Genomic DNA, 25,289 nt, shown 5'->3' on the forward strand with positions numbered 1-25,289 from the left:
GTTCAGCCCTCCGAGGGGGCGAGGCGCTTCAGCTCGGCCTCGGTCGACTTCAGCAGGTCGTTCCAGGAGTCCTCGAACTTCTCGACGCCCTCCTTCTCCAGCAGCTGGACGACCTCGTCGTACTTGATCCCCAGCCGCTCGACGGCGTCGAGGTCGGCACGGGCCTGCTCGTAGGTGCCGGCGACGGTGTTGCCGGTGATCTCGCCGTGGTCCTCGGTGGCGAACAGGGTCGCCTCGGGCATGGTGTTCACCGTGTTCGGCGCGACCAGCTCGGTGACGTACATGGTGTCGCTGTACGCCTTGTCCTTCACGCCGGTCGACGCCCACAGCGGACGCTGCTTGTTGGCGCCGGCCTTCTCCAGGGCGTTCCAGCGGTCCGAGGAGAAGACCTCCTCGTACGCCTGGTAGGCGAGGCGGGCGTTGGCGACGGCGGCCTTGCCGCGCAGCGCCTTGGCCTCGTCGGTGCCCAGCGCGTCGATCCGCTTGTCGATCTCCGTGTCCACGCGGGAGACGAAGAAGGACGCCACGGAGTGGATCTGCGACAGGTCCAGGCCGCGCTCCTTGGCCTTCTCCAGGCCGGTCAGGAACGCGTCCATCACCTTGCGGTAGCGCTCCAGGGAGAAGATCAGCGTGACGTTGACGCTGATGCCCAGGCCGATGGTCTCGGCGATCGCCGGGATGCCGGCCTCGGTCGCCGGGATCTTGATGAGGGTGTTGGGCCGGTCCACCAGCCACGCGAGCTGCTTGGCCTCGGCGACCGTGGCCCGGGTGTTGTGCGCCAGGCGCGGGTCGACCTCGATCGACACCCGGCCGTCCTGGCCGCCGGTGGCGTCGAAGACGGGGCGCAGCACGTCGGCGGCGTCGCGGACGTCCGCCGTGGTGATCATGCGGATGGCCTCTTCGACGGTGACCTCACGGGCGGCCAGGTCGGTCAGCTGCGTGTCGTAGCCGTCGCCCTGGGAGATCGCCTTCTGGAAGATCGACGGGTTGGTGGTGACGCCCACGACGTGCTGCTGGTCGATCAGCTCGGCGAGGTTGCCGGACGTGATCCGCTTGCGCGACAGGTCGTCCAGCCAGATCGCCACGCCTTCCTCGGAGAGGCGCTTGAGTGCGTCTGTCATGGAAATTCCATCTCCTACGTGTCGTATATGAGCGTCAGCGCTGGGCTGCGGCGATCGATTCCCGCGCGGCGGCGGCCACGTTCTCGGCAGTGAAGCCGAACTCCCGGAAGAGGACCTTGCCGTCGGCCGACGCACCGAAGTGCTCCAGGGAAACGATGCGGCCGGCGTCCCCCACGTACTTGTGCCAGGTGAGACCGACACCGGCCTCCACCGCGACACGCGCCCGGACGGACGGCGGCAGGACGCTGTCCCGGTACCCCTGGTCCTGCTGCTCGAACCACTCCACGGACGGCATCGACACCACGCGCGTGGGCACGCCGGCGCCCTGGAGCTGCTCGCGCGCCTCGACGGCGACGTGCACCTCCGAGCCGGTGGCGATCAGGATGACCTCCGGCTCACCGCCCTCGGCCTCGAACAGGACGTAACCGCCCTTGGCCGCGTCGTCGTTGGGCTCGTAGGTCGGCACGCCCTGCCGGGTCAGCGCCAGGCCGTGCGGCTGGCCCTTGCCGAACTCCTTCGTCCAGCGGCGCAGGATCTCGCGCCAGGCGATGGCCGTCTCGTTGGCGTCGGCCGGGCGCACGATGTTCAGGCCGGGGATGGCGCGCAGCGAGGCGAGGTGCTCGACCGGCTGGTGCGTCGGGCCGTCCTCGCCGAGGCCGATGGAGTCGTGCGTCCACACGTACGTCACCGGCAGGTGCATCAGCGCCGACAGCCGCACGGCGTTGCGCATGTAGTCGGAGAACACCAGGAAGGTGCCGCCGTAGATGCGGGTGTTGCCGTGCAGCGCGATGCCGTTCATCTCGGCGGCCATCGCGTGCTCACGGATGCCGAAGTGGATCGTGCGGCCGTACGGGTCCGCCTCCGGCAGCGGGTTGTCCGCCGGGAGGAAGGAGCTGGTCTTGTCGATCGTGGTGTTGTTCGAGCCCGCCAGGTCGGCCGAGCCGCCCCACAGCTCGGGGATGACGGCGCCGAGCGCCTGGAGGACCTTGCCGGAGGCGGCGCGCGTGGCGACGCCCTTGCCGACCTCGAAGACCGGGATCTTCTCCTCCCAGCCCTCGGGCAGCTCACCCTTGGCGACGCGGTCGTACTCGGCGGCGCGCTCGGGGTTGTTGTCGCGCCACTGCTGGTACGCCTTCTCCCACACCGCGCGGGCCGCCTGGCCCCGCTCCAGCGCCTTGCGGGTGTGCGCGATGACCTCGTCGGAGACCTCGAAGGACCGCTCCGGGTCGAAGCCCAGGACGCGCTTGGTGGCCGCGACCTCGTCGTCGCCGAGCGCCGAGCCGTGCGCGGCCTCGGTGTTCTGCGCGTTCGGGGCCGGCCAGGCGATGATCGAGCGCATCGCGATGAACGACGGCCGGTCCGTGACGGCCTTGGCCCGCTGGATCGCCTCGTAGATCGCGGCCGGGTCCAGGTCGCCGTTCTCCTGGGGCTGCACCCGCTGCACGTGCCAGCCGTAGGCCTCGTAGCGCTTGACGGTGTCCTCGGAGACGGCCGTCTCGGTGTCGCCCTCGATCGAGATGTGGTTGTCGTCCCACAGCAGGATCAGGTTGCCGAGCTTCTGGTGGCCGGCCAGCGAGGACGCCTCGGCGGAGATGCCCTCCTGGAGGCAGCCGTCACCGGCGATGCAGTAGACGAAGTGGTCGAAGGGCGACTCGCCCTCCGGGGCCTCCGGGTCGAACAGGCCGCGCTCGTAGCGGGCGGCCATCGCCATGCCCACCGCGTTGGCGACGCCCTGGCCGAGCGGGCCGGTCGTGGTCTCCACGCCGGTCGTGTGCCCGTACTCGGGGTGGCCGGGGGTCTTCGAGCCCCAGGTGCGGAAGGACTTCAGGTCGTCCAGCTCCAGGCCGAAGCCGGCCAGGTAGAGCTGGGTGTAGAGGGTCAGGGACGAGTGGCCGGCGGACAGCACGAAGCGGTCCCGCCCGACCCAGTCGGCGTCCGCCGGGTCGTGCCGCATCACCTTCTGGAAGAGGGTGTAGGCGGCAGGCGCCAGGCTCATCGCCGTACCGGGATGGCCGTTGCCGACCTTCTGTACGGCGTCGGCGGCCAGGACACGCGCGGTGTCGACGGCCCGCTGGTCCAACTCGGTCCACTCGAGGTCTGTGGTGGTCGGCTTGATGCTCACCCTGGGTCAGGGCTCCTCTCCACATGTCGGATGCCGGTGTCTCGGGGCGCCCACCGGCCGCAGCCGAGCCTACCCCCGTGGGACGTGCGTTCTTCCGAGTCACTCCAGAGTGCAGGGCCTCATTCCGATCCGCCTCCTGGCTGGGCCGCACCGCGTTCGACAGGTGAATACGGAGCCGCTCATCCGGGTGCTCAATCGAGCTCCCGGCCGCCCGTCGGAAGCCGCCCTCCAACACGAGGCGACCCCCGCGAATGTCCGAGTCTGGGCAACGTCTAAAGTGGCGTGGTACGCGCGAGCCTTTACCGCGACTTCACACGGCTGAGGCTTGCTGGGATGTCTCTGTAGGGGTGTGCGTGACGGCCGTTGAATCCCGTCCAGCGGGTCTGCTCGGGACGGACCAGAGCCCGGCCCACCGGCCGTTCGGGGCCCGTGTCATGGCGTTCGTGGCTCTCACCAAGCCGCGGATCATCGAACTGCTGCTGATCACCACGGTGCCGGTGATGTTCCTGGCGCAGCAGGGCGTGCCCGACCTGACGCTGGTGCTGCTCACCTGCGTCGGCGGGTACATGTCCGCGGGCGGCGCCAACGCCCTCAACATGTACATCGACCGCGACATCGACGCGCTGATGGACCGCACCTCGCAGCGCCCGCTGGTCACCGGCATGGTCAGCCCGCGCGAGTGCCTCGCCTTCGGCATCACCCTGGCGATCACGTCCACCCTGCTGTTCGGCCTCACCGTGAACTGGCTGAGCGCCTGGCTCTCCCTCGGCGCGCTGCTGTTCTACGTGGTCGTCTACACGATGATCCTCAAGCGCCGCACCTCGCAGAACATCGTGTGGGGCGGTATCGCCGGCTGCCTGCCGGTGCTGATCGGCTGGTCCTCGGTCACGAACTCGATGTCCTGGGCGCCGGTCATCCTGTTCCTCGTGATGTTCTTCTGGACGCCGCCGCACTACTGGCCGCTGTCCATGAAGGTCAAGGAGGACTACGCGCGCGTGGGCGTGCCGATGCTGCCGGTGGTCGCCTCCAACAAGGTCGTCGCCAAGCAGATCGTGATCTACAGCTGGGTCATGGTCGCCGTCTCCCTGCTGCTGACCCCGCTCGGCTACACCGGCTGGTTCTACACGGCGGTCGCCCTGCTGGCGGGCGGCTTCTGGCTGTGGGAGGCGCACGGCCTGCAGAACCGCGCGAAGGCGGAGGTGACGGGCGCGAAGCTGAAGGAGATGCGCCTGTTCCACTGGTCGATCACGTACGTGTCGCTGCTGTTCGTGGCCGTCGCGGTCGACCCGTTCCTGCGCTGACGCCCTGACGTACGTCACACCGCCCCGCCCTCGCGAGTGGATCTACTCGTGAGTAGCATCCTGGTCATGGCAGAGACGCAGCAGGCAGACCCGAAGGCCGAGCGCAAGGCCGCCCGGCTGGCCCAGCAGATCAGCTCCTTCTCCAAGGCCCACGGCGGCGCCGAGGGCCAGGTCGCCTACCTCGGCGAGCGCGGCGCCCGCATCGTCCTGGTCGGCGAGGACGGCAACTGGGGCGACCTGGTCGCCCCGTCCTTCGAGATCGCCGAGAAGGCCGTGGAGAAGGCGGGCATCACCCGCCACGAGTCCTTCGACGGCGAGTTCGCGGCGAAGGTCAGGACGGGCCGCTACGAGTGGTCGCGCATGGCGGGGATCCAGGTCGGCGGCCCGAAGAACGACTGACCCGTCTCCCCCGGGGCGCGGGTCTGTACCGGCATACGGCTCCGCCGCGTGGGCGCGACCAGCCACAACGGTCCCGCACCCGCCCCACCCACCGGCTCTCCCGCGACGGCCCCGCGACCTCGGCCCGGTTCACCCGTTAAGACCCTCAGGAACAACAGGGTCCACACGGGGGAGCCCGGATGATCGAAACGCCGTCCCTAGTGGACCAGTACTGCCACGGAGTACTCCGCACGGAGCTGGGTCTCGGCACCTTCGAGGCCCACCTCGCGCGCACGGAGGGCCCGCCCGCCCCCGGCACCACCCTCTTCGACACCCAGACCGGCTTCGCCGTCAGACGCTGGTGCCCGCCCCTGCTCGGCCTGGAGCCGCACTGCGCCCCGGCCCGCTACCTGGCCCGCCGCCGCGAACTCGGCGTACTGGAATCCGGCCGCAGACTCCTGCGCGGCAGCGGCATCACCACCTACCTGGTCGACTCCGGCCTCCCCGGCGACCTCACCGAACCCGGCGAGCTGGCCTCCGCCGCGGCCGCCGAGGCCCATGAGATCGTCCGGCTGGAGCTCCTCGCGGAGCAGGTCGCCGACACCTCCGGGACCGTCGAGTCCTTCCTCGCCAACCTCGCCGAGTCCGTCCACGCTGCCGCCGCGCACGCCGTCGCCTTCACCTCCGTCGCCGGCGTACGGCACGGCCTCGCGCTGGCGCCCGAGCCGCCCGGGCCCGGGGAGGTGCGGGGGGCCGCCGGCCGCTGGCTCGCTGGGCGCGGCGTCGGCGGGGAGCTGAGCGATCCCGTGCTGCTGCGGCACCTGCTGTGGAGCGCGGTCGCCTCGGGGCGGCCGCTCCAGCTGCACGCGGGGCTCGGCGCCCCCGGCCTGCGCATCGACCGTACGGACCCGGTGCTGCTGACGGACTTCGTCCGGGCCACCGCCGGGCTCGGCACGGACCTCGTGCTGCTGCACGCCTACCCCTACCACCGGCACGCCGCCCACCTCGCCGCGGTCTTCCCGCACGTCCACGTCGACTCCGGCGCCGCCCTGGTCCGCACCGGCGCCCGGGCCGCGGCCGTCCTGGCGGAGATCCTGGAGCTGGCCCCCTTCGGCAAGATCCTCTTCTCCACCGGCGCCCAGGGGCTGCCGGAGCTGCACGTGGTGGGCGCCGGGCTGTTCCGCGAGGCGCTCGGCCGGGTGCTGGGCACCTGGGTCGCGGAGGGCGCCTGGTCCCTGAGCGACGCGCAGCGCGTGGCGACCATGCTGGCCTCGGCCAACGCGTACCGGGTGTACGGGCTCGGCCAGGGCGGGTGAGCGGCGCCGCCGCCCCGCGGGCCGGACCGCGCCTAGGCCTTGGTGAGGGTGGCCTCGCCGGCGGGAGCCGGTACGTCGGCCAGGACCTCCGGGCGTTCGCGCAGCGACAGCACCACCCGCAGCACCCAGATCCACATCACGGCCGAGCCGAACATGTGCAGGCCGACCAGGATCTCGGGCAGGTCGGTGAAGTACTGCACGTAACCGATGGCGCCCTGGGCGAGCAGGATCAGGAACAGCTCGCGGGTGCGGTGCAGCGGGTCCCTGGGCGCGTCGACGGCCTTGAGGACGAACCACAGGGCGAAGGTCAGCGTCACCACGATCCACGCCAGTACGGCGTGCAGCTTGCTCACCGTCTCCCAGTCGACCGGCATCCGCTCGACCTCGCTGGAGTCGCCGGCGTGCGGGCCCGCGCCGGTGACGACCGTGCCGACCAGGATGAGCAGCACGGCCGCGGCGACCAGGAACCACACCAGCTGCCGCACGGCCTTGCCGACCAGCGGGCGCGGCCGCCCGTCGCCCTCGCCGACGCGCTGCCACATCACCGTGGCCACCGCGATCAGCGCCGACGTCGCCACGAAGTGCGCCGCGACCGTGTACGGGTTCAGGCCGACCAGCACCACGATGCCGCCGAGCACCGCGTTGCTCATCACGATCCAGAACTGCGCCCAGCCCAGCCGCACCAGGCCGCGCCGGAACGGCTTCCGCGAGCGCGCGGCGATGATGGCCCAGCCGACGGCGGCGCACAGCACGTACGTCAGCATGCGGTTGCCGAACTCGATGGCCCCGTGCACGCCCATCTCGGCGGTCGAGGTGAGCGAGTCGTCGGTGCACTTCGGCCAGGTCGGACAGCCCAGGCCCGAGCCGGTCAGCCGGACGGCTCCGCCGGTGACGACGATGAGCACCGACATCACGAGTGCGGACAGGGTCGCGCGCCGGACGGTCCGGGGTTCCGGCGTCCAGCGTGCGGCGATGAAGGCGAGCGGGTTCCGCAGGGCCGCCAGGGCGTCGGCACGGGTCACGTTTGGCACGCGTCCCATCGTAGGCGGCCGCTTGTGCACGCTTTCACGAGGGTCGGTCATGGCCTCACTCCCAGCGGAAGAACGCCCCGGCGGCGGCCAGGGCGGCGACCGCCCAGGCCGCGAGGATCCCCAGGTCCGCCCAGGGCGTCCCGGCGCCGTGCTGGAGGACGTCCCGCAGGCCGTCCGAGAGCGCCGCGATGGGCAGCAGGCCCAGCACGTCCTGCGCGCCGTCCGGGAACCTGTCGAGCGGGACGACGACCCCGCCGCCGACGAGCAGCAGCAGGAACACCAGGTTCGCCGCGGCCAGCGTCGCCTCGGCCTTCAGCGTCCCGGCCATCAGCAGCCCGAGGCCGGAGAAGGCCGCCGTGCCGAGGACGAGCAGGAGCAGCACGGTGAGCGGGTTGCCGTGCGGCGACCAGCCGAGCGCGAAGGCGATCACCGTCAGCAGGATCACCTGGAGCACCTCGGTGACCAGCACGGACAGTGTCTTCGCCGTCATCAGGCCCCAGCGGGGCAGGGGCGAGGAGGCGAGCCGCTTCAGGACGCCGTAGCGCCGCTCGAAGCCGGTCGCGATCGCCTGGCCGGTGAACGCCGTCGACATCACCGCCAGCGCGAGGACGCCCGGGGCGAGGAAGTCGACCGCCCTCCCCGAGCCCGTGTCGACGATGTCCACGGTGCTGAAGAGGAGCAGCAGCAGCGTCGGGATGACGACGGTCAGCAGCAGCTGCTCGCCGTTGCGCAGCAGCATCTTCGTCTCGAGCAGGGCCTGCGCCGTGATCATGCGGGGGAGCGGGGCCGCGCCGGGCCTCGGCGTGTACGTCCCGGTGCCGGGGGCGGTCATGAGCGCAGCTCCTTGCCGGTGAGCTCCAAGAAGACGTCCTCCAGGGTGTGCCGCTCCACCGAGATCCGCTCCGGCATCACGCCGTGCTGGGCGCACCAGGAGGTGACCGTCGCGAGCAGTTGGGGGTCGACCTTGCCGACGACCCGGTAGGAGCCCGGCGTCAGTTCGGCGGCCGTGCAGTCGGCGGGCAGGGCCTTCAGCAGCGACCCCACGTCGAGGCCGGGCCGGCCGGTGAAGCGGAGGGTGTTCTCGGCGCCGCCCCGGCACAGCTCCTCCGGGGAGCCCTGGGCGATGACCCGGCCGGCGTCGATGATCGCCACGTCGTCGGCGAGCTGCTCGGCCTCGTCCATGTAGTGCGTGGTGAGGATCACGGAGACGCCGTCGGCGCGCAGGTCCCGGACCAGGTCCCAGGTGGCGCGGCGGGCCTGCGGGTCGAGGCCGGCGGTCGGTTCGTCCAGGAACACCAGCTCGGGGCGCCCGACCACGGCCATGGCCAGGGCGAGCCGCTGCTGCTGCCCGCCCGACAGCCGCCGGTAGGCCGTACGGCCGCACGAGCCGAGGCCGAGGCGTTCGACGAGGGCGTCCACGTCCAGGGGGTGGGCGTGCAGCTTCGCCACGTGCCGGAGCATCTCGTCGGCGCGGGAGCCCGAGTAGACGCCGCCGGACTGGAGCATCACGCCGATCCGGGGGCGCAGGTCCCCGGACTGCCGGACCGGGTCGAGGCCCAGGACGCGCACCGTGCCGGAGTCCGGCTTCCGGTACCCCTCGCAGGTCTCGACCGTGGTCGTCTTGCCCGCCCCGTTGGGTCCGAGCACGGCGGTCACGCCCCGGTGGGCCACCAGGTCCAGCCCGTCCACCGCGGTCTTCGTGCCGTACCGCTTCACCAGGGCCTGGACCTGGACCACGGGCTCGCTTCGCATGACTCCAGAGTCTAGGTAGGCGCGCGGGGGCCCCAAGCGGCGGGTGCGGCTACTCCTCCTCGCGCGGCCGGTGCGTCGCCAGCCACCGCTCGGCGTATTCCACCGCGTCCCTCACCGGGAACAACCGTGCCTCGGCCGCCCCGACCTTGCCGCGCACGACGGGTCGGTCCCGCTCGAAGTCGTAGCCCAGCTCGTCGAAACGGTCCGAGCTGATGGACACCTCGGTCACGGTCTCCCAGCCGTCCGGGCCCGGACGGCCCACCGCCACGCGCGGGGACGGGATCCGGTACTCGGCGAGGTGGAAGCTCGTGCAGGAGGCGTAGCCGGCGCCGAGCAGCAGGACCCGGGCGTCCATCGCCTCCAGCTTCGCCAGCGGGCTGCGCTCGCCCAGCCGGCAGTCGGGCGCGTGTCCGCCGACGATCTCCGCCGCGCGCGGGCCGAGCGCCGCGAACGAGGTCTGCGGATGCGCGCTGCGCAGGGCGCCGGGCCAGGTGCGCACGGTCTCGGGGACGACGCCGACGCCGCGGCTGGGCGTGATGCGCGGGTCGTAGGCGGGCATCGTGGCGCGGATGTCCGCCCACCACGCGGGGGGCACGGGCGGGTTGCTCCACAGAGCCGGGTCGGACAGGTCGCCGGTCTGCGTGGGAACGACCAGCGTGCCCTCCGGGCCGAGCGCGTCGAGCAGTCCCCGCACCACCGCGACGGCTCCGCCGTTGACCCAGCCGAGGGCGCTGAGCGAGGAGTGCACGAGGAGGGTCTCGCCGGGCCGCACGCCCAGCTCGCGCACTTGGGCGCGCAGGGTGTCCCGGGTGACAAGTGGGCCGGTGGGAGGGGGTGTGACCATGGTGGGGGAGTCTCCCCGAAGTGGCTGCACCATGCCACCGCTTTGATCGATCAGAGATCGTTTCCGCAGGTCACGTTAGGTATACCTAAGTGACGCAGGGCACCGTCGGGTGGGTCGGAGGCGGCTTGCCCGGCCCAGAGGAATTACGCAACAATGGCGTTGTGAAAAACGTCGGCGAGGCTCGGGAGACCCCCACGGGGGCCCCGCAGGAGGAGCTCGCGACCGGGGAGCGGTCCACCCGCAACCGGGTCGCGCGATCCATCCTGGACCACGGCCCCTCGACCGTCGCGGAACTCGCCGAGCGGCTGGGCCTGACCCAGGCGGCCGTGCGCCGGCACCTCGACGCCCTCACGGGCGACGGTGTCGTGGAGGCCCGTGAGCAGCGGGTCTACGGCGCGCGCACCCGCGGCCGGCCGGCCAAGGTGTTCGCCCTGACGGACTGCGGCCGGGACGCCTTCGACCAGTCGTACGACAAGCTCGCGGCGGACGCGCTGCGCTGGATCGCCGAGCGCGAGGGCGGCGGCGAGGCGATCGCCGCCTTCGCCCGCGCGCGGATCGCCGCCCAGGCGGGTGCCTACCGCCGTGCGGTCGAGGCCGCCCCGCCCGAGAAGCGGACCGAAGCGCTGGCCAAGGCCCTGAGCGTGGACGGGTACGCTGCTACCGCGCGCAGCGCGCCCCACCCGCAGAAGGGTGAACAGCTCTGCCAGCACCACTGCCCGGTCGCCCACGTCGCCGAGCAGTTCCCGCAGCTGTGCGAGGCGGAGACGGAATTTTTCGCGGAGCTGCTCGGTACGCACGTACAGCGGCTCGCCACCATCGCGCACGGCGACGGCGTCTGCACGACGTTCATCCCCAAGATTTCCCACAACGCATCTGCAAGCACGGCCGGGAGGAACCCCGCATGACTCTCCCCACGGAGACTGCCCACCCTGAGCTCGAGGGCCTGGGCAAGTACGAATACGGCTGGGCCGACCGGGACGAGGCCGGTGCGTCGGCACGTCGCGGCCTGGGCGAGGACGTCGTCCGGGACATCTCCTCCAAGAAGAGCGAGCCGGAGTGGATGACCAAGCTCCGCCTCAAGGGCCTGCGCCTGTTCGAGAAGAAGCCCATGCCGAACTGGGGCTCGGACCTCTCCGGCATCGACTTCGACAACATCAAGTACTTCGTGCGCTCCACGGAGAAGCAGGCGGAGTCCTGGGAGGACCTGCCCGAGGACATCAAGAACACCTACGACAAGCTCGGCATCCCCGAGGCGGAGAAGCAGCGCCTCGTCGCCGGTGTCGCCGCGCAGTACGAGTCGGAGGTCGTCTACCACCAGATCCGCGAGGACCTGGAGGAGCAGGGCGTCATCTTCCTCGACACCGACACCGCGCTGAAGGAGCACCCGGAGCTCTTCAAGGAGTACTTCGGGACCGTCATCCCCGCCGGTGACAACAAGTTCGCCGCGCTGAACACCGCCGTGTGGTCGGGCGGCTCCTTCATCTACGTGCCGCCGGGCGTCCACGTGGAGATCCCGCTACAGGCCTACTTCCGCATCAACACGGAGAACATGGGCCAGTTCGAGCGGACCCTGATCATCGTCGACGAGGGTGCCTACGTGCACTACGTCGAGGGCTGCACCGCCCCGATCTACAAGTCGGACTCGCTGCACTCCGCGGTCGTCGAGATCATCGTCAAGAAGAACGCCCGCTGCCGCTACACGACCATCCAGAACTGGTCGAACAACGTCTACAACCTGGTCACCAAGCGCGCCGTCGCCTACGAGGGCGCGACCATGGAGTGGGTCGACGGCAACATCGGCTCCAAGGTGACGATGAAGTACCCGGCCGTCTACCTGATGGGCGAGCACGCCAAGGGCGAGACCCTGTCCATCGCCTTCGCGGGCGAGGGCCAGCACCAGGACGCGGGCGCCAAGATGGTCCACATGGCCCCGAACACCTCGTCGAACATCGTCTCCAAGTCGGTGGCGCGAGGCGGCGGCCGCACCTCCTACCGCGGTCTGATCGAGATCGGCGAGGGCGCCCCGGGCTCCAAGTCGAACGTGCTCTGCGACGCGCTGCTGGTGGACACCATCTCCCGCTCGGACACCTACCCCTACGTGGACGTCCGCGAGGACGACGTGTCCATGGGCCACGAGGCGACCGTCTCCAAGGTCTCCGAGGACCAGCTCTTCTACCTGATGAGCCGCGGCCTGAGCGAGGACGAGGCCATGGCGATGATCGTGCGCGGCTTCGTCGAGCCCATCGCCAAGGAGCTCCCCATGGAGTACGCGCTGGAGCTCAACCGGCTGATCGAGCTGCAGATGGAGGGCGCGGTCGGCTGACCCGCCCCCTCGACAGCAGACGTCCCATCCAGGAAAGAGAGCATTACGACAGCCATGGCTGAGGCCCAGAACTCCCCCACTCTCGGCTCCGCTCGAGCGGGGGGACCCCCACCCGTGGGTTCGACCACCGCGGGCTCGATCGCGGTCGCCGCGGAGTCGACCGTCGCCACCCGCATGAGCGCGCCCCCCTCCTTCGACGTCGCGGACTTCCCCGTCCCGCACGGCCGCGAGGAGGAGTGGCGGTTCACCCCGCTGGAGCGCCTGCGCGGTCTGCACGACGGCACCGCCGTCGCCACCGGCAACGGCGTGAAGGTCGAGGTCCAGGCCCCCGAGGGCGTCACCGTCGAGGCCGTCGGCCGCGACGACGCGCGGCTCGGCAAGGCCGGCACCCCCGTGGACCGGATCGCCGCGCAGGCCTACTCGGCCTTCGAGAAGGCCTCGGTCGTGACCGTCCCCAAGGAGACCGTCCTCACCGAGCCCATCCGCATCGCGGTGCACGGCGAGGGCGGCACCGCCTTCGGCCACCAGGTCATCGAGCTGGGCGCCTTCGCCGAGGCCGTCGTGGTCATCGACCACACCGGCGACGCGGTACTCGCCGCCAACGTCGACTACCTGCTCGGCGACGGCGCCAAGCTCACCGTCGTCTCCGTGCAGGACTGGGACGACAAGGCCGTCCACGTCGCGCAGCACAACGCGCTCGTCGGCCGCGACGCCTCCTTCAAGTCCGTCGTCGTCACCTTCGGCGGCGACCTCGTCCGGCTGCACCCGCGCGTGCAGTACGCCGGCCCCGGCGGCGAGGCCGAGCTGTTCGGCCTCTACTTCACCGACCAGGGCCAGCACCAGGAGCACCGCCTCCTCGTCGACCACAACGTCCCGCACTGCAAGTCGAACGTCGTCTACAAGGGCGCGCTCCAGGGCGAGCAGGCGCACGCCGTGTGGATCGGTGACGTGCTCATCGAGGCCAAGGCCGAGGGCACGGACACGTACGAGATGAACCGCAACCTGGTCCTCACGGACGGGGCGCGCGTGGACTCCGTACCCAACCTGGAGATCGAGACCGGCGAGATCGTCGGTGCCGGCCACGCCTCGGCGACCGGCCGCTTCGACGACGAGCAGCTGTTCTACCTGATGGCCCGCGGCATCCCGGAGCACGAGGCCCGCCGCCTGGTGGTCCGCGGCTTCTTCGCCGAGCTGGTCCAGCAGATCGGCCTCCCCGACATCGAGGAGCGCCTGATCGCCAAGATCGAGGAGGAGCTGGAGGCGGCCGTCGCATGACCTTCGTACGCGCCTGCGGACTGGGTGAGCTGGAGGAGGACACCCCCAAGCGGGTGGAACTCGACGGCACGCCCGTGTCCATCGTGCAGACCGAGGGGGAGGTGTTCGCGATCCACGACATCTGCTCGCACGCGAACGTCTCCCTCTCGGAGGGCGAGGTCGACGACTGCCACATCGAGTGCTGGCTGCACGGCTCGCGCTTCGACCTCCGCTCCGGCAAGCCCGACGCCCTTCCGGCGACGCGCCCCGTCCCCGTATACCCCGTAAAGATCGAAGGGGACGACGTGCTCGTCTCCCTCACCCAGGAGTCCTGAGGCACCCATGGCTACGCTTGAAATCCGAGACCTGCACGTCACCGTCGAGGTCGAGAACGGCACGAAGGAAATCCTCAAGGGTGTCGACCTCACCGTGAAGCAGGGCGAGACGCACGCCATCATGGGCCCCAACGGCTCGGGCAAGTCGACCCTCGCCTACTCCCTCGCGGGTCACCCCAAGTACACGATCACCGGCGGCACCGTCACCCTCGACGGTGAGGACGTCCTGGAGATGTCCGTCGACGAGCGCGCCCGCGCCGGCCTGTTCCTCGCCATGCAGTACCCGGTCGAGGTCCCCGGTGTCTCCGTCTCCAACTTCCTGCGCACCTCCGCCACCGCGATCCGCGGCGAGGCCCCCAAGCTGCGCACCTGGGTGAAGGAGGTCAAGGAGGCCATGGAGCGCCTCAACATGGACCCCGCCTTCGCCGAGCGCAACGTCAACGAGGGCTTCTCCGGCGGTGAGAAGAAGCGCCACGAGATCCTCCAGCTGGAGCTGCTCCGGCCGAAGGTCGCGATCCTCGACGAGACCGACTCCGGCCTGGACGTCGACGCCCTGCGCGTCGTGTCCGAGGGCGTGAACCGCGTGCGCGAGACGGGCGAGGTCGGCACCCTGCTGATCACCCACTACACGCGCATCCTCCGCTACATCAAGCCCGACCACGTGCACGTCTTCTCCGGCGGCCGCATCGTCGAGTCCGGCGGCGCCGAGCTCGCCGACAAGCTGGAGAACGAGGGCTACGAGGTTTACACGAAGGGTGGCGCATCCGCGTGACACAGCTGCCGGGCCTCCTCGACACCGAGGCGATCCGCAAGGACTTCCCCATCCTGGACCGCCAGGTCCACGACGGCCGGAAGCTCGTGTACCTGGACAACGCGGCCACCAGCCAGAAGCCGCGCCAGGTGCTGGACGCACTCAGTGAGTACTACGAGCGCTACAACGCCAACGTCCACCGCGGTGTGCATGTGCTCGCCGAGGAGGCCACGGCGCTGTACGAGGGCGCGCGCGACAAGGTCGCGGCGTTCGTCAACGCGCCCTCGCGCGACGAGGTGATCTTCACCAAGAACGCCTCCGAGTCGCTCAACCTCGTGGCGAACATGCTGGGCTGGGCCGACGAGCCCTACCGCGTGGACTCCGAGACCGAGATCGTCATCACGGAGATGGAGCACCACTCCAACATCGTGCCGTGGCAGCTGCTCGCGCAGCGCACGGGCGCGAAGCTGAAGTGGTTCGGCCTCACCGACGACGGCCGCCTGGACCTGTCGAACATCGACGAGGTCATCACCGAGAAGACGAAGATCGTCTCCTTCGTGCTGGTCTCCAACATCCTCGGCACCCAGAACCCGGTCGAGGCGATCGTGCGCCGCGCCCAGGAGGTCGGCGCGCTGGTCTGCGTCGACGCCTCCCAGGCCGCCCCGCACATGCCGCTGGACGTGCAGGCCCTGCAGGCCGACTTCGTGGCCTTCACCGGCCACAAGATGTGCGGCCCGACCGGCATCGGCGTCCTGTGGGGCCGCCAGGAACTGCTGGAGGACCTGCCGCCGTTCCTCGGCGGCGGCGAGATGATCGAGACCGTGTCGATGCACTCCTCGACCTACGCGCCGGCTCCCCACAAGTTCGAGGCGGGCACGCCCCCGATCGCCCAGGCGGTCGGTCTCGGCGCGGCGATCGACTACCTCGAGTCGATCGGCATGGAGAAGATCCTCGCCCACGAGCACGCCCTGACCGAGTACGCGGTCAAGCGGCTGCTGGAGGTCCCCGACCTGCGCATCATCGGCCCCACCACGGCCGAGGAGCGCGGCGCGGCGATCTCCTTCACCCTCGGCGACATCCACCCGCACGACGTGGGCCAGGTCCTCGACGAGCAGGGCATCGCGGTCCGGGTCGGCCACCACTGCGCGCGGCCGGTCTGCCTGCGGTACGGAATTCCTGCGACCACGCGAGCGTCGTTCTATCTGTACTCCACGCCGGCCGAGATCGACGCGCTGGTCGACGGCCTGGAGCACGTTCGGAACTTCTTCGGCTGAAGGGCGTGAGCTGAGACAGTGAAACTGGACTCCATGTACCAGGAAGTCATCCTGGACCACTACAAGAACCCGCACGGGCGTGGTCTGAGGGATGGCGACGCCGAGGTGCACCACGTCAACCCGACGTGCGGCGACGAGATCACGCTGCGCGTGAAGTACGACGGCACGACGATCCAGGACGTCTCGTACGAGGGCCAGGGCTGCTCGATCAGCCAGGCGAGCGCGTCCGTGCTGAACGACCTGCTCGTCGGCAAGGAGCTCTCCGACGCGCGGAGGATCCAGGAGACCTTCCTGGAGCTGATGCAGTCGAAGGGGAAGATCGAGCCCGACGACGCGATGGAGGACATCCTGGAGGACGCGGTCGCGTTCGCCGGGGTGTCGAAGTACCCGGCCCGGGTCAAGTGCGCCCTGCTGAGCTGGATGGCCTGGAAGGACGCTACGGCCCAGGTGCTGGGCGGAGCCGACGCCGAGAAGGAGACGACGGCATGAGCGAGACCGTGGAGATGAAGCCGGCCTCGGAGGAGGAACTCCGCGAGGCCCTGATGGACGTCGTCGACCCCGAGCTGGGCATCGACGTCGTCAACCTCGGCCTGATCTACGGCATCCACATCGACGACTCGAACGTGGCCACGGTCGACATGACCCTCACGTCGGCGGCCTGCCCCCTGACGGACGTCATCGAGGACCAGGCCAAGTCCGCCACGGACGGCCTCGTCAACGAGTTGCGCATCAACTGGGTCTGGATGCCGCCGTGGGGCCCGGACAAGATCACGGACGATGGGCGGGAGCAGCTTCGGGCGCTCGGGTTCAACGTCTGAGATCCGTCGGACGTACGTGAGGGCGGCACCCTTCCCGGGTGCCGCCCTCACGCGTGCTCAGCCCAGCCCGGACACGATCCGGAACGACGCGTCCGAGTGGTACTGGTGACTGTGCTCGTAGGGGTCCAGCCGGAGCTGGAAGTCGCGGTGGCGCAGGAACCGCCCCGGGTAGTTGACCGATTCCAGCGAGAGCGTCCCCGACCGGGACCAGACGCGGGGGCAGAACGTGGCGTCCTCGCGGAACAGGGACGAGCCGTCGTCCGCGTTCGCGACCAGGACGAAGCCGAGGTGGCGCAGGTAGCGGCCGTCCGACGTGGTGAAGGAGTGGCAGGAGGGGTCGGAGAGGCCCCTGACGCGCCGGAAGGTGGCGTCCTGGCGCTGCTCGGAACCCGAGCCGATCCGGTCGAGGCGTACGGAGCCGTCGCGCACCCGCCAGTAGCGGTCGGGGAAGTTGACCGCGCGGATGGATATCCCGGGGGCGGACGAGGGCTTGGGGCGCTTGGAAGGGGCGGTGGACGCCTTCGGCGGCGGCTCGGAGGCCCTGGCGGAGGGCTCGGGACTCGGAGCGCCGCCGGGCGTGCTGCCCGCCGGAGTGGGGGACGGCTGGGCGCGGTCCGCGCCGGGCGTCGCGGTGCCGCCCTTGGAGGGCGTCGCGAAGGAGATCAGGCCGCCCGGGGCCGAACTGCCGAGGGTGGTCGGCTCCGCCGCCCGACGGGCCGGCTCCTCCGACTCGTTCTCCATCACGGTGACGGCCGTGACGCACGCGGTGATCGTGGCCAGGGCCAGCGCACCCGCCAGCCAGAGCCGTCGCGTGCCCGGTGCCCGGCTGGTGTCCGGCGCCCAGCCGCTCTCCCAGGGGCGGTCCTGCGGCGGGCGGGACTTCTCGTCTGACATGCGCGGTTCCTCCGGCGGGACACCCTTGACGGCGGCGCGGTTGTGGTGGCCCGGTGTGTGATCGGGAGGACACCGTAGTGCACACGTGAGACCGCTGTGGCTCGTTTGATGAGAGCGGTTTCTCGCCGATATCAAGCCGTTGTCGCCAGGTCCGTACCACTGTTGTGTACGCCCGTACAGATGTTGTGTACGCTCGTACACATGGGATATCTGCTGCTGGCCGGCGCCATCCTCGCCGAGGTGGCCGCGACCACCGCCATGAAGTACAGCGACGGGTTCAGCAAGATCGGGCCCTCCCTGCTCACACTCCTCGGGTACGTGCTCTCCTTCACGCTGCTCGCGCAGACGCTGAAGACCGTCTCCGTGGGCACGGCCTACGCCATCTGGGCCGGGGTCGGCACCGCCGCCATCGCCACGATCGGCATCGTCTTCCTGGGGGAGGGGATGACCGTCGCCAAGGCCGCCGGGATCGCGCTGATCATCCTCGGCGTCGTCGTGCTGAACCTGGGGGGTGCGCACTGATGCCCCGGCGGCACGACCCCGAGCGCCGGCAGCGGATCATCGACGCGGCGATCCGGGTCGTCGGCGCGAAGGGCATCGCCGGACTGAGCCACCGCACCGCCGCCGCCGAGGCCGACGTGCCGCTCGGCTCCACGACGTACCACTTCAAGACCCTCGACGAACTGCTGGTCGCCGCCCTGCGGCAGACCAACGAGGGCTTCGCCAAGGTGATCGCCTCGTGCGGTGACACCGACGACCCCTGGACCGATCCGGCCGCCGCGCTCGCCGGCTGGATCGGGCAGTGGCTCTCCGGTGACCGGACGGGAGTGGAGCTGGAGTACGAGCTGTACCTGGCCGCGCTGCGCCGGCCCGCCCTGCGGCCCGTCGCCGCCGAGTGGGCCGAGGGCGTCGCCGAGCAGCTGTCCCGGCACATGGATCCCGTCACCGCACGGGCCCTGGTGGCGGTCGTCGACGGGATCTGCCTCCAGGTGCTGCTGACCGGGGCGCCGTACGACGAGGCGTACGCGCGGGAGGTGCTGGGGCGGGTGCTGGCAGGAGCGCCGGGGAGTCCGGCGGGCGGGGGTGGGCGGGTGTCCGAGGAGTGAGCAGCGGGGGTGGGCGGGTGTCCGAGGAGTGAGCAGCTGCGCCGGGCGTCGGTGCGAGGCGGCGGCAGGAGCACCGGGCCCGAGTGCGTACGGCGTTCGGAGCCGGACGTGGCGGACGCGGGCGATGTCCCGCCGCGCAGCGGCACGGGCCGGGAGGCCGGAACGGTCCGTCTTCCAGGCGCGTTCCGCCGGGGTGTTCGTGCTGCTGAGGGGCGTCTCGGGCCGGACGATACCGACCGGTTCGTGAGACGTCCGCGCACCGGTTCGCATCGACCCGTGTCCGCCGGTTAGGTTGCCCTCATGACCGACACGACTGCTCCCCGCACTACCGGCGCCGTGGCCGCCGGCCTCGCCACGATCGCCGCCGACGGCACCGTCCTCGACACCTGGTTCCCCGCGCCCGAGCTCGTCGACGAGCCCGGCCCGTCCGGCACCGAGCGGCTGTCCGCCGAGCGCGCCGCGGAGCTGCTCGGCGGCGGCGCCACCGCGGCGATCGGCCCCGACGCCCGCCGCGGCGTCGAGGTGGTCGCGGTCCGCACGGTCATCGCCTCGCTCGACGAGAAGCCCATCGACGCGCACGACGTCTATCTGCGTCTGCACCTGCTCTCCCACCGCCTGGTCAAGCCGCACGGCCAGAGCCTGGACGGCATCTTCGGCTTCCTCGCCAACGTCGCCTGGACCTCGCTCGGCCCGGTCGCCGTCGACGACCTGGAGAAGGTCCGGCTCAACGCCCGCGCCGAGGGCCTGCACCTCCAGGTGACCTCCGTGGACAAGTTCCCGCGCATGACGGACTACGTGGCCCCCAAGGGCGTCCGCATCGCCGACGCCGACCGGGTCCGTCTCGGCGCGCACCTCGCCGAGGGCACCACCGTCATGCACGAGGGCTTCGTCAACTTCAACGCGGGCACCCTCGGCACGTCGATGGTCGAAGGCCGTATCTCCGCGGGTGTCGTGGTCGGCGACGGCTCCGACATCGGCGGTGGCGCGTCGACCATGGGCACGCTGTCCGGCGGCGGCAACGTGATCATCTCCATCGGCGAGCGGTGCCTGGTCGGCGCCGAGGCGGGCGTCGGCATCGCCCTGGGCGACGAGTGCGTCGTCGAGGCCGGGCTCTACATCACCGCCGGCACCCGGGTCACCATGCCCGACGGCCAGATCGTCAAGGCCCGCGAGCTGTCCGGCGCCTCCAACATCCTCTTCCGCCGCAACTCGGTCACCGGCACGGTCGAGGCGCGGCCGAACAACGCGGTGTGGGGCGGCCTGAACGAGATCCTGCACAGCCACAACTGACCATCGGCGGCCGTGACCTGCGGCCGCCTTACCGAGCGACGCCCCGACCTGCTGCTGAGCTGTCGGCAGCTGCCGGCGTTGGTCATCGTTGAGCGCCCTTCCACGGCCCGGGGACGACCCGGGAGGGCGCTCTTCAGTCGAGGGACCCCTGGCGTCTGTCTCGTGGACAGCAACGGACCCCGAATCGCGACAGTTCTCCGCGACTGAGCGAAGCTCCGACGTCGCGGACCTGACGGATCACTTCACGGCACTGCGCTCGCGTGGCCGGGGGTATCCGGAAGTCCGCCTACCGGGCGGCGAGTTTCCTCTGCTGGCCCTGGGCTTCCGAGACGATCAAGCAGTCGTCTGCCTGTTCCACTCTGCTGAGGAGCCATCCCTGCTCGCCGGCGATGGCACCGCCGCACTACAAGCGACGGTGGAGGCGGCGGCAACCGGGGAGCCAGGACATGGTCGTTCGATGGTCCGACGGTGACGTCCAGGCTGCCGCTTGGGGCCGATGACGTCCGAGCCGGTCGACACCTCGTGCAGGGCGGCCCCACTGGCGACTCGTACGAGGTACCCCGCGTGACCTCTTGGTGGTTTTGGCAGATGAACGGGTGGACGCAGGGTCCGATCAGATGCCGGAACGACGAGATGAGGGCCGGGGCATGAGGAATGAGCGGGGGCGGGGCGTGGTGCGTCGCTGGGTGGCGGGGGCCGTCGTGGGGATGGCGGTGTGCTGGCTGCCGGCGGGTGCCGCGTACGCCGACGAGTCCAACAAGGACTCGCACAACGGCCACCGGGTCGGGCTGATCAACGTCAACGTCGGTCAGATCGACGACCCGGCGGAGGACGTGCTGGAGCACACGCTGCTGTTCGGGGACGGCTACGCCTGGAACTGACCCCGGGGAGCCGGGACCTCGCACGGACGGGGACGGCCCGTGTCGCGGACACCCGCGGCACGGGCCGTCCCGTTTTTCTTCGGACGGGTGGCATAGCGGGACGCCCCCGCACACGTCACAGGAAGTACGGGGGGCGGGCACCGGGTCCGCCCCGGGGGAGAGCGAAGGTGACGATGGATGCCGAAGGGCAGGAGAGCTTCCGGGATTCGTGGGAACCGGTCGTCGGCGCTGCTGAAGACGGCGGGAAGTGGCCGAGTCGCGAACTGAGCGTCGGCGTGGTGGCGCACCGTGCTGTGCTGCGTCACTTGGAGAACGTGCGAGGTGGGCCGTATCCCGATCTGTTCCGTGTGCATCGTGCGGTCCACTCCGCAGCACTGCCTCGACCGCTGCGTTCCCGCGGGCAGCAGCTGCTCGCCTGGGCGGACGGGAACACGCTGGTCGCCTGGGACATCGGGCCGGACGGGAACGAGTTCCACCAGCGGCTGGTGCTGGTGACCATCGGCGGGGGGAAGACGACCCCGCTCAGCGACTACCGGTCGCCCAAGGACAACACCAAGGGGCGGTGGGAGCCGGTGTTCGCCGAGCGGTGATCGGCGGGCGAGTGGTCGGCGCCGTGCCGGTGGGATAGTGCCGGGCGGCGGGATGGTGCCGGGCGGCGGGTGCCTGAGTGTTCATTGCCGTCGGGTGTCGAGCAGGGGCCCGTGGAGCAGGAGCAGTTCGCCGGCCGTGGCGCGGTCGGCGGGGCGCAGGGGGGCCCGGACCGGGCCCGCGGGGAGCGCCAGGTCGTTCAGGAGCGACTTGGCCGTGACGGATCCCGGCAGGCCCGCCGACATCATCGCCTCGATGAGGGGGATGGCCGCCTGCTGCAGGCGGGCGGCCCGCGCCGTGTCACCCGCGTCGAACGCGTCCAGCACGGCGCGCAGGTGGCGCGGGATCACGTTGGCGACCGTGCTGACGTAACCGGCGCCGCCGACGGCGTACAGCGCGAGAGCGTGTTCGTCGCATCCCGCGTAGTACGCCAGGTCCGTGCGGGCCAGGACCTTCTGCGCGGCCAGGAAGTCGGAGGAGCAGTCCTTGACCGCCACGATCCGGGGGTGCTCCGCGAGGCGGAGGATCGTCCCGGCTTCGACGCGGATGCCGGTGCGGGCCGGGATGTCGTAGAGCATCAGCGGGATCCCGGCCGTGTCGGCGATCTCGCGGAAGTGCGCCTCCACGGCGTCCTGCGGGGGCCGGCTGTAGTAGGGCGCCACCACCAGCAGGCCGTCCGCGCCCGCCTTCTCGGCCTCCCGGGCCAGTTCGGCCGTGTGGCGGGTGTCGGCGGTGCCGATGCCCGCGACGATCGTCGCCCGGTCGGCCACGGCCTCGCGGACGGCCGTGATCAGGGCGGACTTCTCGGCGTCCGTGGTGGTGGGTGACTCGCCCGTCGTACCGGAGAGGACCAGGCCGTCGCAGCCGCTTCCGACGAGGTGGTCGGCGAGGTGCTGGGCGCCGTCCAGGTCGAGGGCGCCGGTGTCGGTGAACGGGGTGACCATGGCGCAGAGCGTGCGGCCGAAGGGGGGCGTGTGCCGTGGGGTCATGCGAGTAGTGTCGGCATGGTGATCTCGTAGGTCTACTTAAATGTGCTTCAAGGTTGGGTTAAGCATTGCTTCAGTGAAGGTGTTCTTTCCTGGCGGGGCGTGATGGGTCACCATGGCGAGGGACGGTCGGCGACGGATGTCCTGGGAGGCGTCATGAAGCTGGGCAAGGCACTGGCCAAGGGGATCGCGGAGGAGCAGCCGGCGGGGCGGGGTGAGCGCCCTGAGCTTTCCCGGCGCCCTGAGCTGCCCGAAGCGGGAGGTGCCGAGGGCGGCGAGGCGGCAGGGGCCACGCGGGCCGTCGCCGCGGCCGGTGAGGCGTCCGCGGTCGAAGAGGTTCCGGTCGTCCGATGAGGCTGCGGCTTCCCTCGGAGCGTCCGACGGAGCCGCCGACCGGATACAAGATCGCCCACCCGGTGCTGTCCCAGGACGGCACCCGGGCCGGGTTCACCGGTGTGTCGCTGGGCGGCGCGCTGCCGTACGGAGTGGTGGCCGAGGCCGCCTGCGTGTACGGGCTGCGGCACCGGGCGCCGCATCGCCGCTGTGACTGCGGTTTCCACTGCGTGCACGACCGGGCGGCCGCGGAGGCGCTGCTGTGCACCGCCGAGCACCGGGGCGCGGTGCTGCTGGAGGTGTCCGTCCTCGGTGCCTACATCCGCTTCGAGCGGGGGTTCCGGTACGCGCGGCAGCGGGTGCGGGCCGTGACGGTCGGGAGGTGCGCGTGTGGAGCCGGGGCGCGGGTGCTGGCCGACGCCGGGTGGGGGCGGGCCGGGTGGCGGGGGCTCGCGCCTGCGTGTGAGGGCTGTGCGCGGGGGAGGGCCCCGGTGTCGCTCGGGCGGTTCGCCCGGTTGGCGGGGGAGGGGGTTCGGGTCGTCGGCGGGGGTGGTGCGGCACCGGGCGGTGGGGGTGCGGTGCCTGCCGGAATCGAGGCGGTCGACGGACTGGGGGTGCCCGAACTCGTGGCCGAGGCCGCGTTGTTGCAGGCGCGGCTGGACTGGTTCCAGGCGCAGCTGGCCCGGCTCGGGCAGCGGGGGGACTCGGCCGGGTCGCAGGAGGGCCAGGGGGGCGACCTGGGGTGACCGGCGGTGGCCGCAAGGGGGGCAGGGGTAGCCGTAGGGCGGACGGGTACTCGGGGTTCCCACTTCGAGAGGAGGCGGAACCGTGACCGAGACGATGGAACATCGGGCCGTGCGCGACGCGCACCACTCCGTGGGCGAGCTCGTCGGGCAGGCAGCGGAACAGCTCTCTCGGCTCGTGCGGCAGGAAGTGGCGCTCGCGAAGGAAGAGCTGGCCGAGAAGGGGCGGCGGGCCGGGCGCGGCGGCGGGCTGCTCGGTGCGGCGGGTGCCGTCGCCTACGCCGGGTTCCTCGCGATGACCGGGGCCGGTGCCGCCGCGCTCTCGCTGGTGCTGCCCGTGTGGGCCGCCGCGCTGATCGTGATGGGCGTGCTGTTCGTGATCGCGGCGGTGCTGGCCGCGATGGGGCGCGGGCAGCTGCGGCGGGCCACGCCGCCCACGCCGGAGCGGGCGATCGGCAGTGTGAAGGCGGATGTCGAGGAGATCAGGGAAAGGGCGCATCGATGACGGAGCCGACGGGCGGGGCCAAGGGGCCCGATGAACTGCGGCGGCAGATCGAGCGGACGCGCGGTGAGCTCGGGAACACGGTGGCGGAGTTGGCCGGGAAGGCCGATGTGAAGGGGCGTGCCCTGGCCCGGGCCGCCGACCTCCGGGACAAGGCCGGGGCGATGACGGTGCAGTTGCGCAGCAGCGCGGCCCAGGCGGGGCACTCCGTGCAGGACCGGGCCGCGCAGGTGGGCCCCCGGCCGGTGCGGACCGTGCTGCAGGCCGGTATGCGGCACCCGAAGCCGGTGCTGATGGCCGGGGCGGCGGGGGCTGTGGTGGCGGTCGGGGTCGTGCGGTGGAGGCATGCGCACGGGCATCGCTGAGGGTGGTGGTGCGCTGCGGCATCGGCGCGTTCGTGCGGTGGTGTGGCGGTGCTGTGCCTGTGCCTGTGGCTGCTGCGTCTGAGCCTGAGTTTGTGCCTGTGCCTGTGCTGCGGCGGCCTGTGGCTGCTGTGAGGGTGCGCGTAGGGGGTGTCCCCTGGTGGCACGCGGCGACGCCCGCCGGGCCGAAAATCCCCGCTTGACCTCAAGTTCGGTCGAGGTCGGAGAGTGAGGGGAGTGGCAATCGGCCTACACGACTGGAGAGTTCCATGACCCGGCGGACCGAACAGCACCCGGATCTCACCGACCCCCGGATCGGTGCTCCCTTCTTCAGCACCTGGCGGGTCGGGACACCCGAGCGGCAGCGGCAGGCCGTGGAGGCGATCGCGCGGGCGTGGGAGCGGCGGCCCTGGCCGGCCGGGGACCTGCTGGGCTACCACGTGTACGCCGGGCACGACGGGGACACCCTGCTGCACTACTCGCAGTGGCGCAGCGAGCCGGCCTACGAGGCGTTCGCGAAGACCCACCGGCAGGAGCGCGTCGACGAGATCGACACGGCCGTGCCGGGCATCGAGCGGGTCGAGCTCGGGCGGTACCGGCTCTACCGCAGTGTCCGGCGTGCGGACACCTCACCCGCCCCGGGATGTGTCGTGATCGTCGACATCCGTTTCGAGGGGCCCGACGCGGACCGGCAGCGCGCCTGGGTCGACGCCGTTTTCGAGGCGCTGGAGAGCGAGCCGGAACCGCATCCCGGTGGCATCTCCGCCCACTTCCACCTCCGTACGGACGGCACCCGGGTGCTCAACTACGCCGAGTGGGAGACCGCCCAGGCGCACATCGACGCCCTGGCCGCGCCGGGGGACGGTGTCGGCTCGGCGACCGAGCAGTGGAAGCGGGTGCGGAACTGGCCCGGGCTGTCGGAGAGTTCCGTCAGGCGTTACGACCACGTCCTGGGGCTGGTGCCCTGACGGACGGGGCCGGCCC

General features: G+C 71.1%; 29 protein-coding genes. 21 read left to right on the forward strand and 8 right to left on the reverse strand.

Annotated elements, in window-relative coordinates:
- Positions 1 to 2: 2 nt before the first annotated feature.
- On the reverse strand, positions 3 to 1,121 hold the full coding sequence (tal, locus tag AC07DA_RS20220) for a transaldolase (RefSeq protein ID WP_479129544.1): 1,119 nt from the start codon (positions 1,119 to 1,121) through the stop codon (positions 3 to 5).
- A gap of 34 nt (positions 1,122 to 1,155) precedes the next feature.
- On the reverse strand, positions 1,156 to 3,243 hold the full coding sequence (tkt, locus tag AC07DA_RS20225) for a transketolase (RefSeq protein ID WP_479129545.1): 2,088 nt from the start codon (positions 3,241 to 3,243) through the stop codon (positions 1,156 to 1,158).
- Between the two features lie 347 nt (positions 3,244 to 3,590).
- Here tkt and AC07DA_RS20230 point away from each other — a divergent pair, with 347 nt between their 5' ends.
- The 3 genes from AC07DA_RS20230 to AC07DA_RS20240 all read left to right on the forward strand — a co-directional run bounded on the left by AC07DA_RS20230 (position 3,591) and on the right by AC07DA_RS20240 (position 6,238).
- A complete protein-coding gene (locus AC07DA_RS20230) occupies positions 3,591 to 4,544 on the forward strand; it encodes a heme o synthase (protein ID WP_383331848.1) in 954 nt (317 codons plus the stop codon).
- 66 nt (positions 4,545 to 4,610) lie between these two features.
- Positions 4,611 to 4,943 carry a hypothetical protein gene (locus AC07DA_RS20235; protein ID WP_479129546.1) on the forward strand — a complete coding sequence of 111 codons (333 nt, stop codon included), beginning with the start codon at positions 4,611 to 4,613 and terminating at the stop codon, positions 4,941 to 4,943.
- Positions 4,944 to 5,122: 179 nt separating this feature from the next.
- Positions 5,123 to 6,238, forward strand: a complete 1,116-nt coding sequence (locus tag AC07DA_RS20240; RefSeq protein ID WP_479129547.1) for an amidohydrolase family protein — start codon at positions 5,123 to 5,125, stop codon at positions 6,236 to 6,238.
- A gap of 32 nt (positions 6,239 to 6,270) precedes the next feature.
- Here AC07DA_RS20240 and AC07DA_RS20245 read toward each other — a convergent pair whose 3' ends face one another.
- The 4 genes from AC07DA_RS20245 to AC07DA_RS20260 are packed head-to-tail and all read right to left on the reverse strand — an operon-like array spanning position 6,271 to position 9,865.
- Positions 6,271 to 7,320 carry a COX15/CtaA family protein gene (locus tag AC07DA_RS20245; RefSeq protein WP_479129548.1) on the reverse strand — a complete coding sequence of 350 codons (1,050 nt, stop codon included), beginning with the start codon at positions 7,318 to 7,320 and terminating at the stop codon, positions 6,271 to 6,273.
- Between the two features lie 4 nt (positions 7,321 to 7,324).
- Positions 7,325 to 8,101, reverse strand: coding sequence for an ABC transporter permease (locus AC07DA_RS20250; protein ID WP_479129549.1), 777 nt, complete (start codon positions 8,099 to 8,101; stop codon positions 7,325 to 7,327).
- A complete protein-coding gene (locus AC07DA_RS20255; RefSeq protein ID WP_479129550.1) occupies positions 8,098 to 9,021 on the reverse strand; it encodes an ABC transporter ATP-binding protein in 924 nt (307 codons plus the stop codon). Before AC07DA_RS20255 ends, AC07DA_RS20250 begins: the two co-directional genes overlap by 4 nt.
- 49 nt (positions 9,022 to 9,070) lie before the next feature.
- On the reverse strand, positions 9,071 to 9,865 hold the full coding sequence (locus AC07DA_RS20260; RefSeq protein WP_479129551.1) for an AAC(3) family N-acetyltransferase: 795 nt from the start codon (positions 9,863 to 9,865) through the stop codon (positions 9,071 to 9,073).
- 161 nt (positions 9,866 to 10,026) lie between these two features.
- Here AC07DA_RS20260 and AC07DA_RS20265 point away from each other — a divergent pair, with 161 nt between their 5' ends.
- The 8 genes from AC07DA_RS20265 to AC07DA_RS20300 are packed head-to-tail and all read left to right on the forward strand — an operon-like array spanning position 10,027 to position 16,620.
- Complete coding sequence (locus AC07DA_RS20265; protein WP_479129552.1) at positions 10,027 to 10,770, forward strand: helix-turn-helix transcriptional regulator; 744 nt, start codon at positions 10,027 to 10,029, stop codon at positions 10,768 to 10,770.
- A complete protein-coding gene (gene sufB, locus AC07DA_RS20270) occupies positions 10,767 to 12,188 on the forward strand; it encodes a Fe-S cluster assembly protein SufB (RefSeq protein ID WP_094052688.1) in 1,422 nt (473 codons plus the stop codon). The genes AC07DA_RS20265 and sufB overlap by 4 nt, the downstream gene beginning before the upstream one ends.
- Before the next feature lie 54 nt (positions 12,189 to 12,242).
- The gene (gene sufD / locus AC07DA_RS20275; RefSeq protein ID WP_479129553.1) at positions 12,243 to 13,463 is read left to right on the forward strand and encodes a Fe-S cluster assembly protein SufD; all 1,221 of its coding nucleotides are present in this window, start codon (positions 12,243 to 12,245) and stop codon (positions 13,461 to 13,463) included.
- A complete protein-coding gene (locus tag AC07DA_RS20280) occupies positions 13,460 to 13,777 on the forward strand; it encodes a non-heme iron oxygenase ferredoxin subunit (RefSeq protein WP_020273986.1) in 318 nt (105 codons plus the stop codon). Before sufD ends, AC07DA_RS20280 begins: the two co-directional genes overlap by 4 nt.
- Before the next feature lie 7 nt (positions 13,778 to 13,784).
- The gene (gene sufC, locus AC07DA_RS20285; protein WP_309095075.1) at positions 13,785 to 14,549 is read left to right on the forward strand and encodes a Fe-S cluster assembly ATPase SufC; all 765 of its coding nucleotides are present in this window, start codon (positions 13,785 to 13,787) and stop codon (positions 14,547 to 14,549) included.
- Entirely contained in the window at positions 14,546 to 15,802 is a 1,257-nt protein-coding gene (locus AC07DA_RS20290; protein WP_479129554.1) for a cysteine desulfurase, read from the forward strand. Before sufC ends, AC07DA_RS20290 begins: the two co-directional genes overlap by 4 nt.
- 18 nt (positions 15,803 to 15,820) lie before the next feature.
- The gene (gene sufU / locus AC07DA_RS20295; RefSeq protein WP_479129555.1) at positions 15,821 to 16,291 is read left to right on the forward strand and encodes a Fe-S cluster assembly sulfur transfer protein SufU; all 471 of its coding nucleotides are present in this window, start codon (positions 15,821 to 15,823) and stop codon (positions 16,289 to 16,291) included.
- Entirely contained in the window at positions 16,288 to 16,620 is a 333-nt protein-coding gene (locus AC07DA_RS20300) for a metal-sulfur cluster assembly factor (protein ID WP_006131178.1), read from the forward strand. Before sufU ends, AC07DA_RS20300 begins: the two co-directional genes overlap by 4 nt.
- Before the next feature lie 57 nt (positions 16,621 to 16,677).
- Here the strand turns inward: AC07DA_RS20300 and AC07DA_RS20305 are convergent, their stop codons facing one another.
- Positions 16,678 to 17,514, reverse strand: coding sequence for an AbfB domain-containing protein (locus AC07DA_RS20305; protein WP_479129556.1), 837 nt, complete (start codon positions 17,512 to 17,514; stop codon positions 16,678 to 16,680).
- 201 nt (positions 17,515 to 17,715) lie between these two features.
- On the opposite strand from AC07DA_RS20305, the gene AC07DA_RS20310 reads away from it, so the two are divergent.
- The 5 genes from AC07DA_RS20310 (at position 17,716) to AC07DA_RS20330 (ending at position 21,381) form a co-directional block, all read left to right on the forward strand.
- Entirely contained in the window at positions 17,716 to 18,036 is a 321-nt protein-coding gene (locus AC07DA_RS20310) for a DMT family transporter (protein ID WP_479129557.1), read from the forward strand.
- Positions 18,036 to 18,620, forward strand: coding sequence for a TetR/AcrR family transcriptional regulator (locus AC07DA_RS20315; protein WP_479129558.1), 585 nt, complete (start codon positions 18,036 to 18,038; stop codon positions 18,618 to 18,620). Before AC07DA_RS20310 ends, AC07DA_RS20315 begins: the two co-directional genes overlap by 1 nt.
- A 300-nt stretch (positions 18,621 to 18,920) precedes the next feature.
- Positions 18,921 to 19,910, forward strand: coding sequence for a 2,3,4,5-tetrahydropyridine-2,6-dicarboxylate N-succinyltransferase (gene dapD / locus AC07DA_RS20320; RefSeq protein WP_479129559.1), 990 nt, complete (start codon positions 18,921 to 18,923; stop codon positions 19,908 to 19,910).
- A 647-nt stretch (positions 19,911 to 20,557) separates the two neighbouring features.
- A complete protein-coding gene (locus tag AC07DA_RS20325) occupies positions 20,558 to 20,791 on the forward strand; it encodes a hypothetical protein (RefSeq protein ID WP_479129560.1) in 234 nt (77 codons plus the stop codon).
- Between the two features lie 347 nt (positions 20,792 to 21,138).
- Entirely contained in the window at positions 21,139 to 21,381 is a 243-nt protein-coding gene (locus tag AC07DA_RS20330) for a hypothetical protein (RefSeq protein WP_479129561.1), read from the forward strand.
- A gap of 81 nt (positions 21,382 to 21,462) precedes the next feature.
- Here the strand turns inward: AC07DA_RS20330 and dapA are convergent, their stop codons facing one another.
- Positions 21,463 to 22,368, reverse strand: a complete 906-nt coding sequence (gene dapA, locus AC07DA_RS20335) for a 4-hydroxy-tetrahydrodipicolinate synthase (RefSeq protein ID WP_479129562.1) — start codon at positions 22,366 to 22,368, stop codon at positions 21,463 to 21,465.
- A gap of 153 nt (positions 22,369 to 22,521) precedes the next feature.
- Here dapA and AC07DA_RS20340 point away from each other — a divergent pair, with 153 nt between their 5' ends.
- From AC07DA_RS20340 to AC07DA_RS20360, 5 genes are all read left to right on the forward strand, one after another.
- Positions 22,522 to 22,719: a hypothetical protein gene (locus AC07DA_RS20340; protein ID WP_479129563.1), complete on the forward strand. Its 198-nt coding sequence runs from the start codon at positions 22,522 to 22,524 to the stop codon at positions 22,717 to 22,719.
- Positions 22,716 to 23,444 (forward strand): hypothetical protein, encoded by a 729-nt coding sequence (locus AC07DA_RS20345; protein ID WP_479129564.1) that lies wholly within the window; start codon positions 22,716 to 22,718, stop codon positions 23,442 to 23,444. The genes AC07DA_RS20340 and AC07DA_RS20345 overlap by 4 nt, the downstream gene beginning before the upstream one ends.
- 94 nt (positions 23,445 to 23,538) lie before the next feature.
- Positions 23,539 to 23,946 carry a phage holin family protein gene (locus AC07DA_RS20350; protein WP_479129689.1) on the forward strand — a complete coding sequence of 136 codons (408 nt, stop codon included), beginning with the start codon at positions 23,539 to 23,541 and terminating at the stop codon, positions 23,944 to 23,946.
- Positions 23,943 to 24,308 carry a DUF3618 domain-containing protein gene (locus AC07DA_RS20355; RefSeq protein ID WP_479129565.1) on the forward strand — a complete coding sequence of 122 codons (366 nt, stop codon included), beginning with the start codon at positions 23,943 to 23,945 and terminating at the stop codon, positions 24,306 to 24,308. Before AC07DA_RS20350 ends, AC07DA_RS20355 begins: the two co-directional genes overlap by 4 nt.
- 266 nt (positions 24,309 to 24,574) lie before the next feature.
- Positions 24,575 to 25,273: an antibiotic biosynthesis monooxygenase gene (locus AC07DA_RS20360; protein WP_479129566.1), complete on the forward strand. Its 699-nt coding sequence runs from the start codon at positions 24,575 to 24,577 to the stop codon at positions 25,271 to 25,273.
- The last annotated feature ends 16 nt before the right edge of the window (positions 25,274 to 25,289 follow it).

This window comes from Streptomyces sp. NPDC044921, assembly GCF_056432865.1.

Coding starts and splice junctions, on each gene's coding strand:
- sufB (WP_094052688.1), top strand. CDS start 10,767: ATGACTCTCCCCACGGAGACTGCCCACCCTGAGCTCGAGGGCCTGGGC.
- sufD (WP_479129553.1), top strand. CDS start 12,243: ATGGCTGAGGCCCAGAACTCCCCCACTCTCGGCTCCGCTCGAGCGGGG.
- AC07DA_RS20345 (WP_479129564.1), top strand. CDS start 22,716: ATGAGGCTGCGGCTTCCCTCGGAGCGTCCGACGGAGCCGCCGACCGGA.
- AC07DA_RS20350 (WP_479129689.1), top strand. CDS start 23,539: ATGGAACATCGGGCCGTGCGCGACGCGCACCACTCCGTGGGCGAGCTC.
- AC07DA_RS20280 (WP_020273986.1), top strand. CDS start 13,460: ATGACCTTCGTACGCGCCTGCGGACTGGGTGAGCTGGAGGAGGACACC.
- AC07DA_RS20360 (WP_479129566.1), top strand. CDS start 24,575: ATGACCCGGCGGACCGAACAGCACCCGGATCTCACCGACCCCCGGATC.
- sufC (WP_309095075.1), top strand. CDS start 13,785: ATGGCTACGCTTGAAATCCGAGACCTGCACGTCACCGTCGAGGTCGAG.
- AC07DA_RS20235 (WP_479129546.1), top strand. CDS start 4,611: ATGGCAGAGACGCAGCAGGCAGACCCGAAGGCCGAGCGCAAGGCCGCC.
- AC07DA_RS20240 (WP_479129547.1), top strand. CDS start 5,123: ATGATCGAAACGCCGTCCCTAGTGGACCAGTACTGCCACGGAGTACTC.
- AC07DA_RS20340 (WP_479129563.1), top strand. CDS start 22,522: ATGAAGCTGGGCAAGGCACTGGCCAAGGGGATCGCGGAGGAGCAGCCG.
- AC07DA_RS20315 (WP_479129558.1), top strand. CDS start 18,036: ATGCCCCGGCGGCACGACCCCGAGCGCCGGCAGCGGATCATCGACGCG.
- AC07DA_RS20310 (WP_479129557.1), top strand. CDS start 17,716: ATGGGATATCTGCTGCTGGCCGGCGCCATCCTCGCCGAGGTGGCCGCG.
- AC07DA_RS20325 (WP_479129560.1), top strand. CDS start 20,558: ATGAGGAATGAGCGGGGGCGGGGCGTGGTGCGTCGCTGGGTGGCGGGG.
- AC07DA_RS20305 (WP_479129556.1), bottom strand. CDS start 17,514: ATGTCAGACGAGAAGTCCCGCCCGCCGCAGGACCGCCCCTGGGAGAGC.
- AC07DA_RS20255 (WP_479129550.1), bottom strand. CDS start 9,021: ATGCGAAGCGAGCCCGTGGTCCAGGTCCAGGCCCTGGTGAAGCGGTAC.
- AC07DA_RS20355 (WP_479129565.1), top strand. CDS start 23,943: ATGACGGAGCCGACGGGCGGGGCCAAGGGGCCCGATGAACTGCGGCGG.
- dapA (WP_479129562.1), bottom strand. CDS start 22,368: ATGACCCCACGGCACACGCCCCCCTTCGGCCGCACGCTCTGCGCCATG.
- tal (WP_479129544.1), bottom strand. CDS start 1,121: ATGACAGACGCACTCAAGCGCCTCTCCGAGGAAGGCGTGGCGATCTGG.
- AC07DA_RS20250 (WP_479129549.1), bottom strand. CDS start 8,101: ATGACCGCCCCCGGCACCGGGACGTACACGCCGAGGCCCGGCGCGGCC.
- AC07DA_RS20300 (WP_006131178.1), top strand. CDS start 16,288: ATGAGCGAGACCGTGGAGATGAAGCCGGCCTCGGAGGAGGAACTCCGC.
- AC07DA_RS20245 (WP_479129548.1), bottom strand. CDS start 7,320: ATGACCGACCCTCGTGAAAGCGTGCACAAGCGGCCGCCTACGATGGGA.
- AC07DA_RS20260 (WP_479129551.1), bottom strand. CDS start 9,865: ATGGTCACACCCCCTCCCACCGGCCCACTTGTCACCCGGGACACCCTG.
- dapD (WP_479129559.1), top strand. CDS start 18,921: ATGACCGACACGACTGCTCCCCGCACTACCGGCGCCGTGGCCGCCGGC.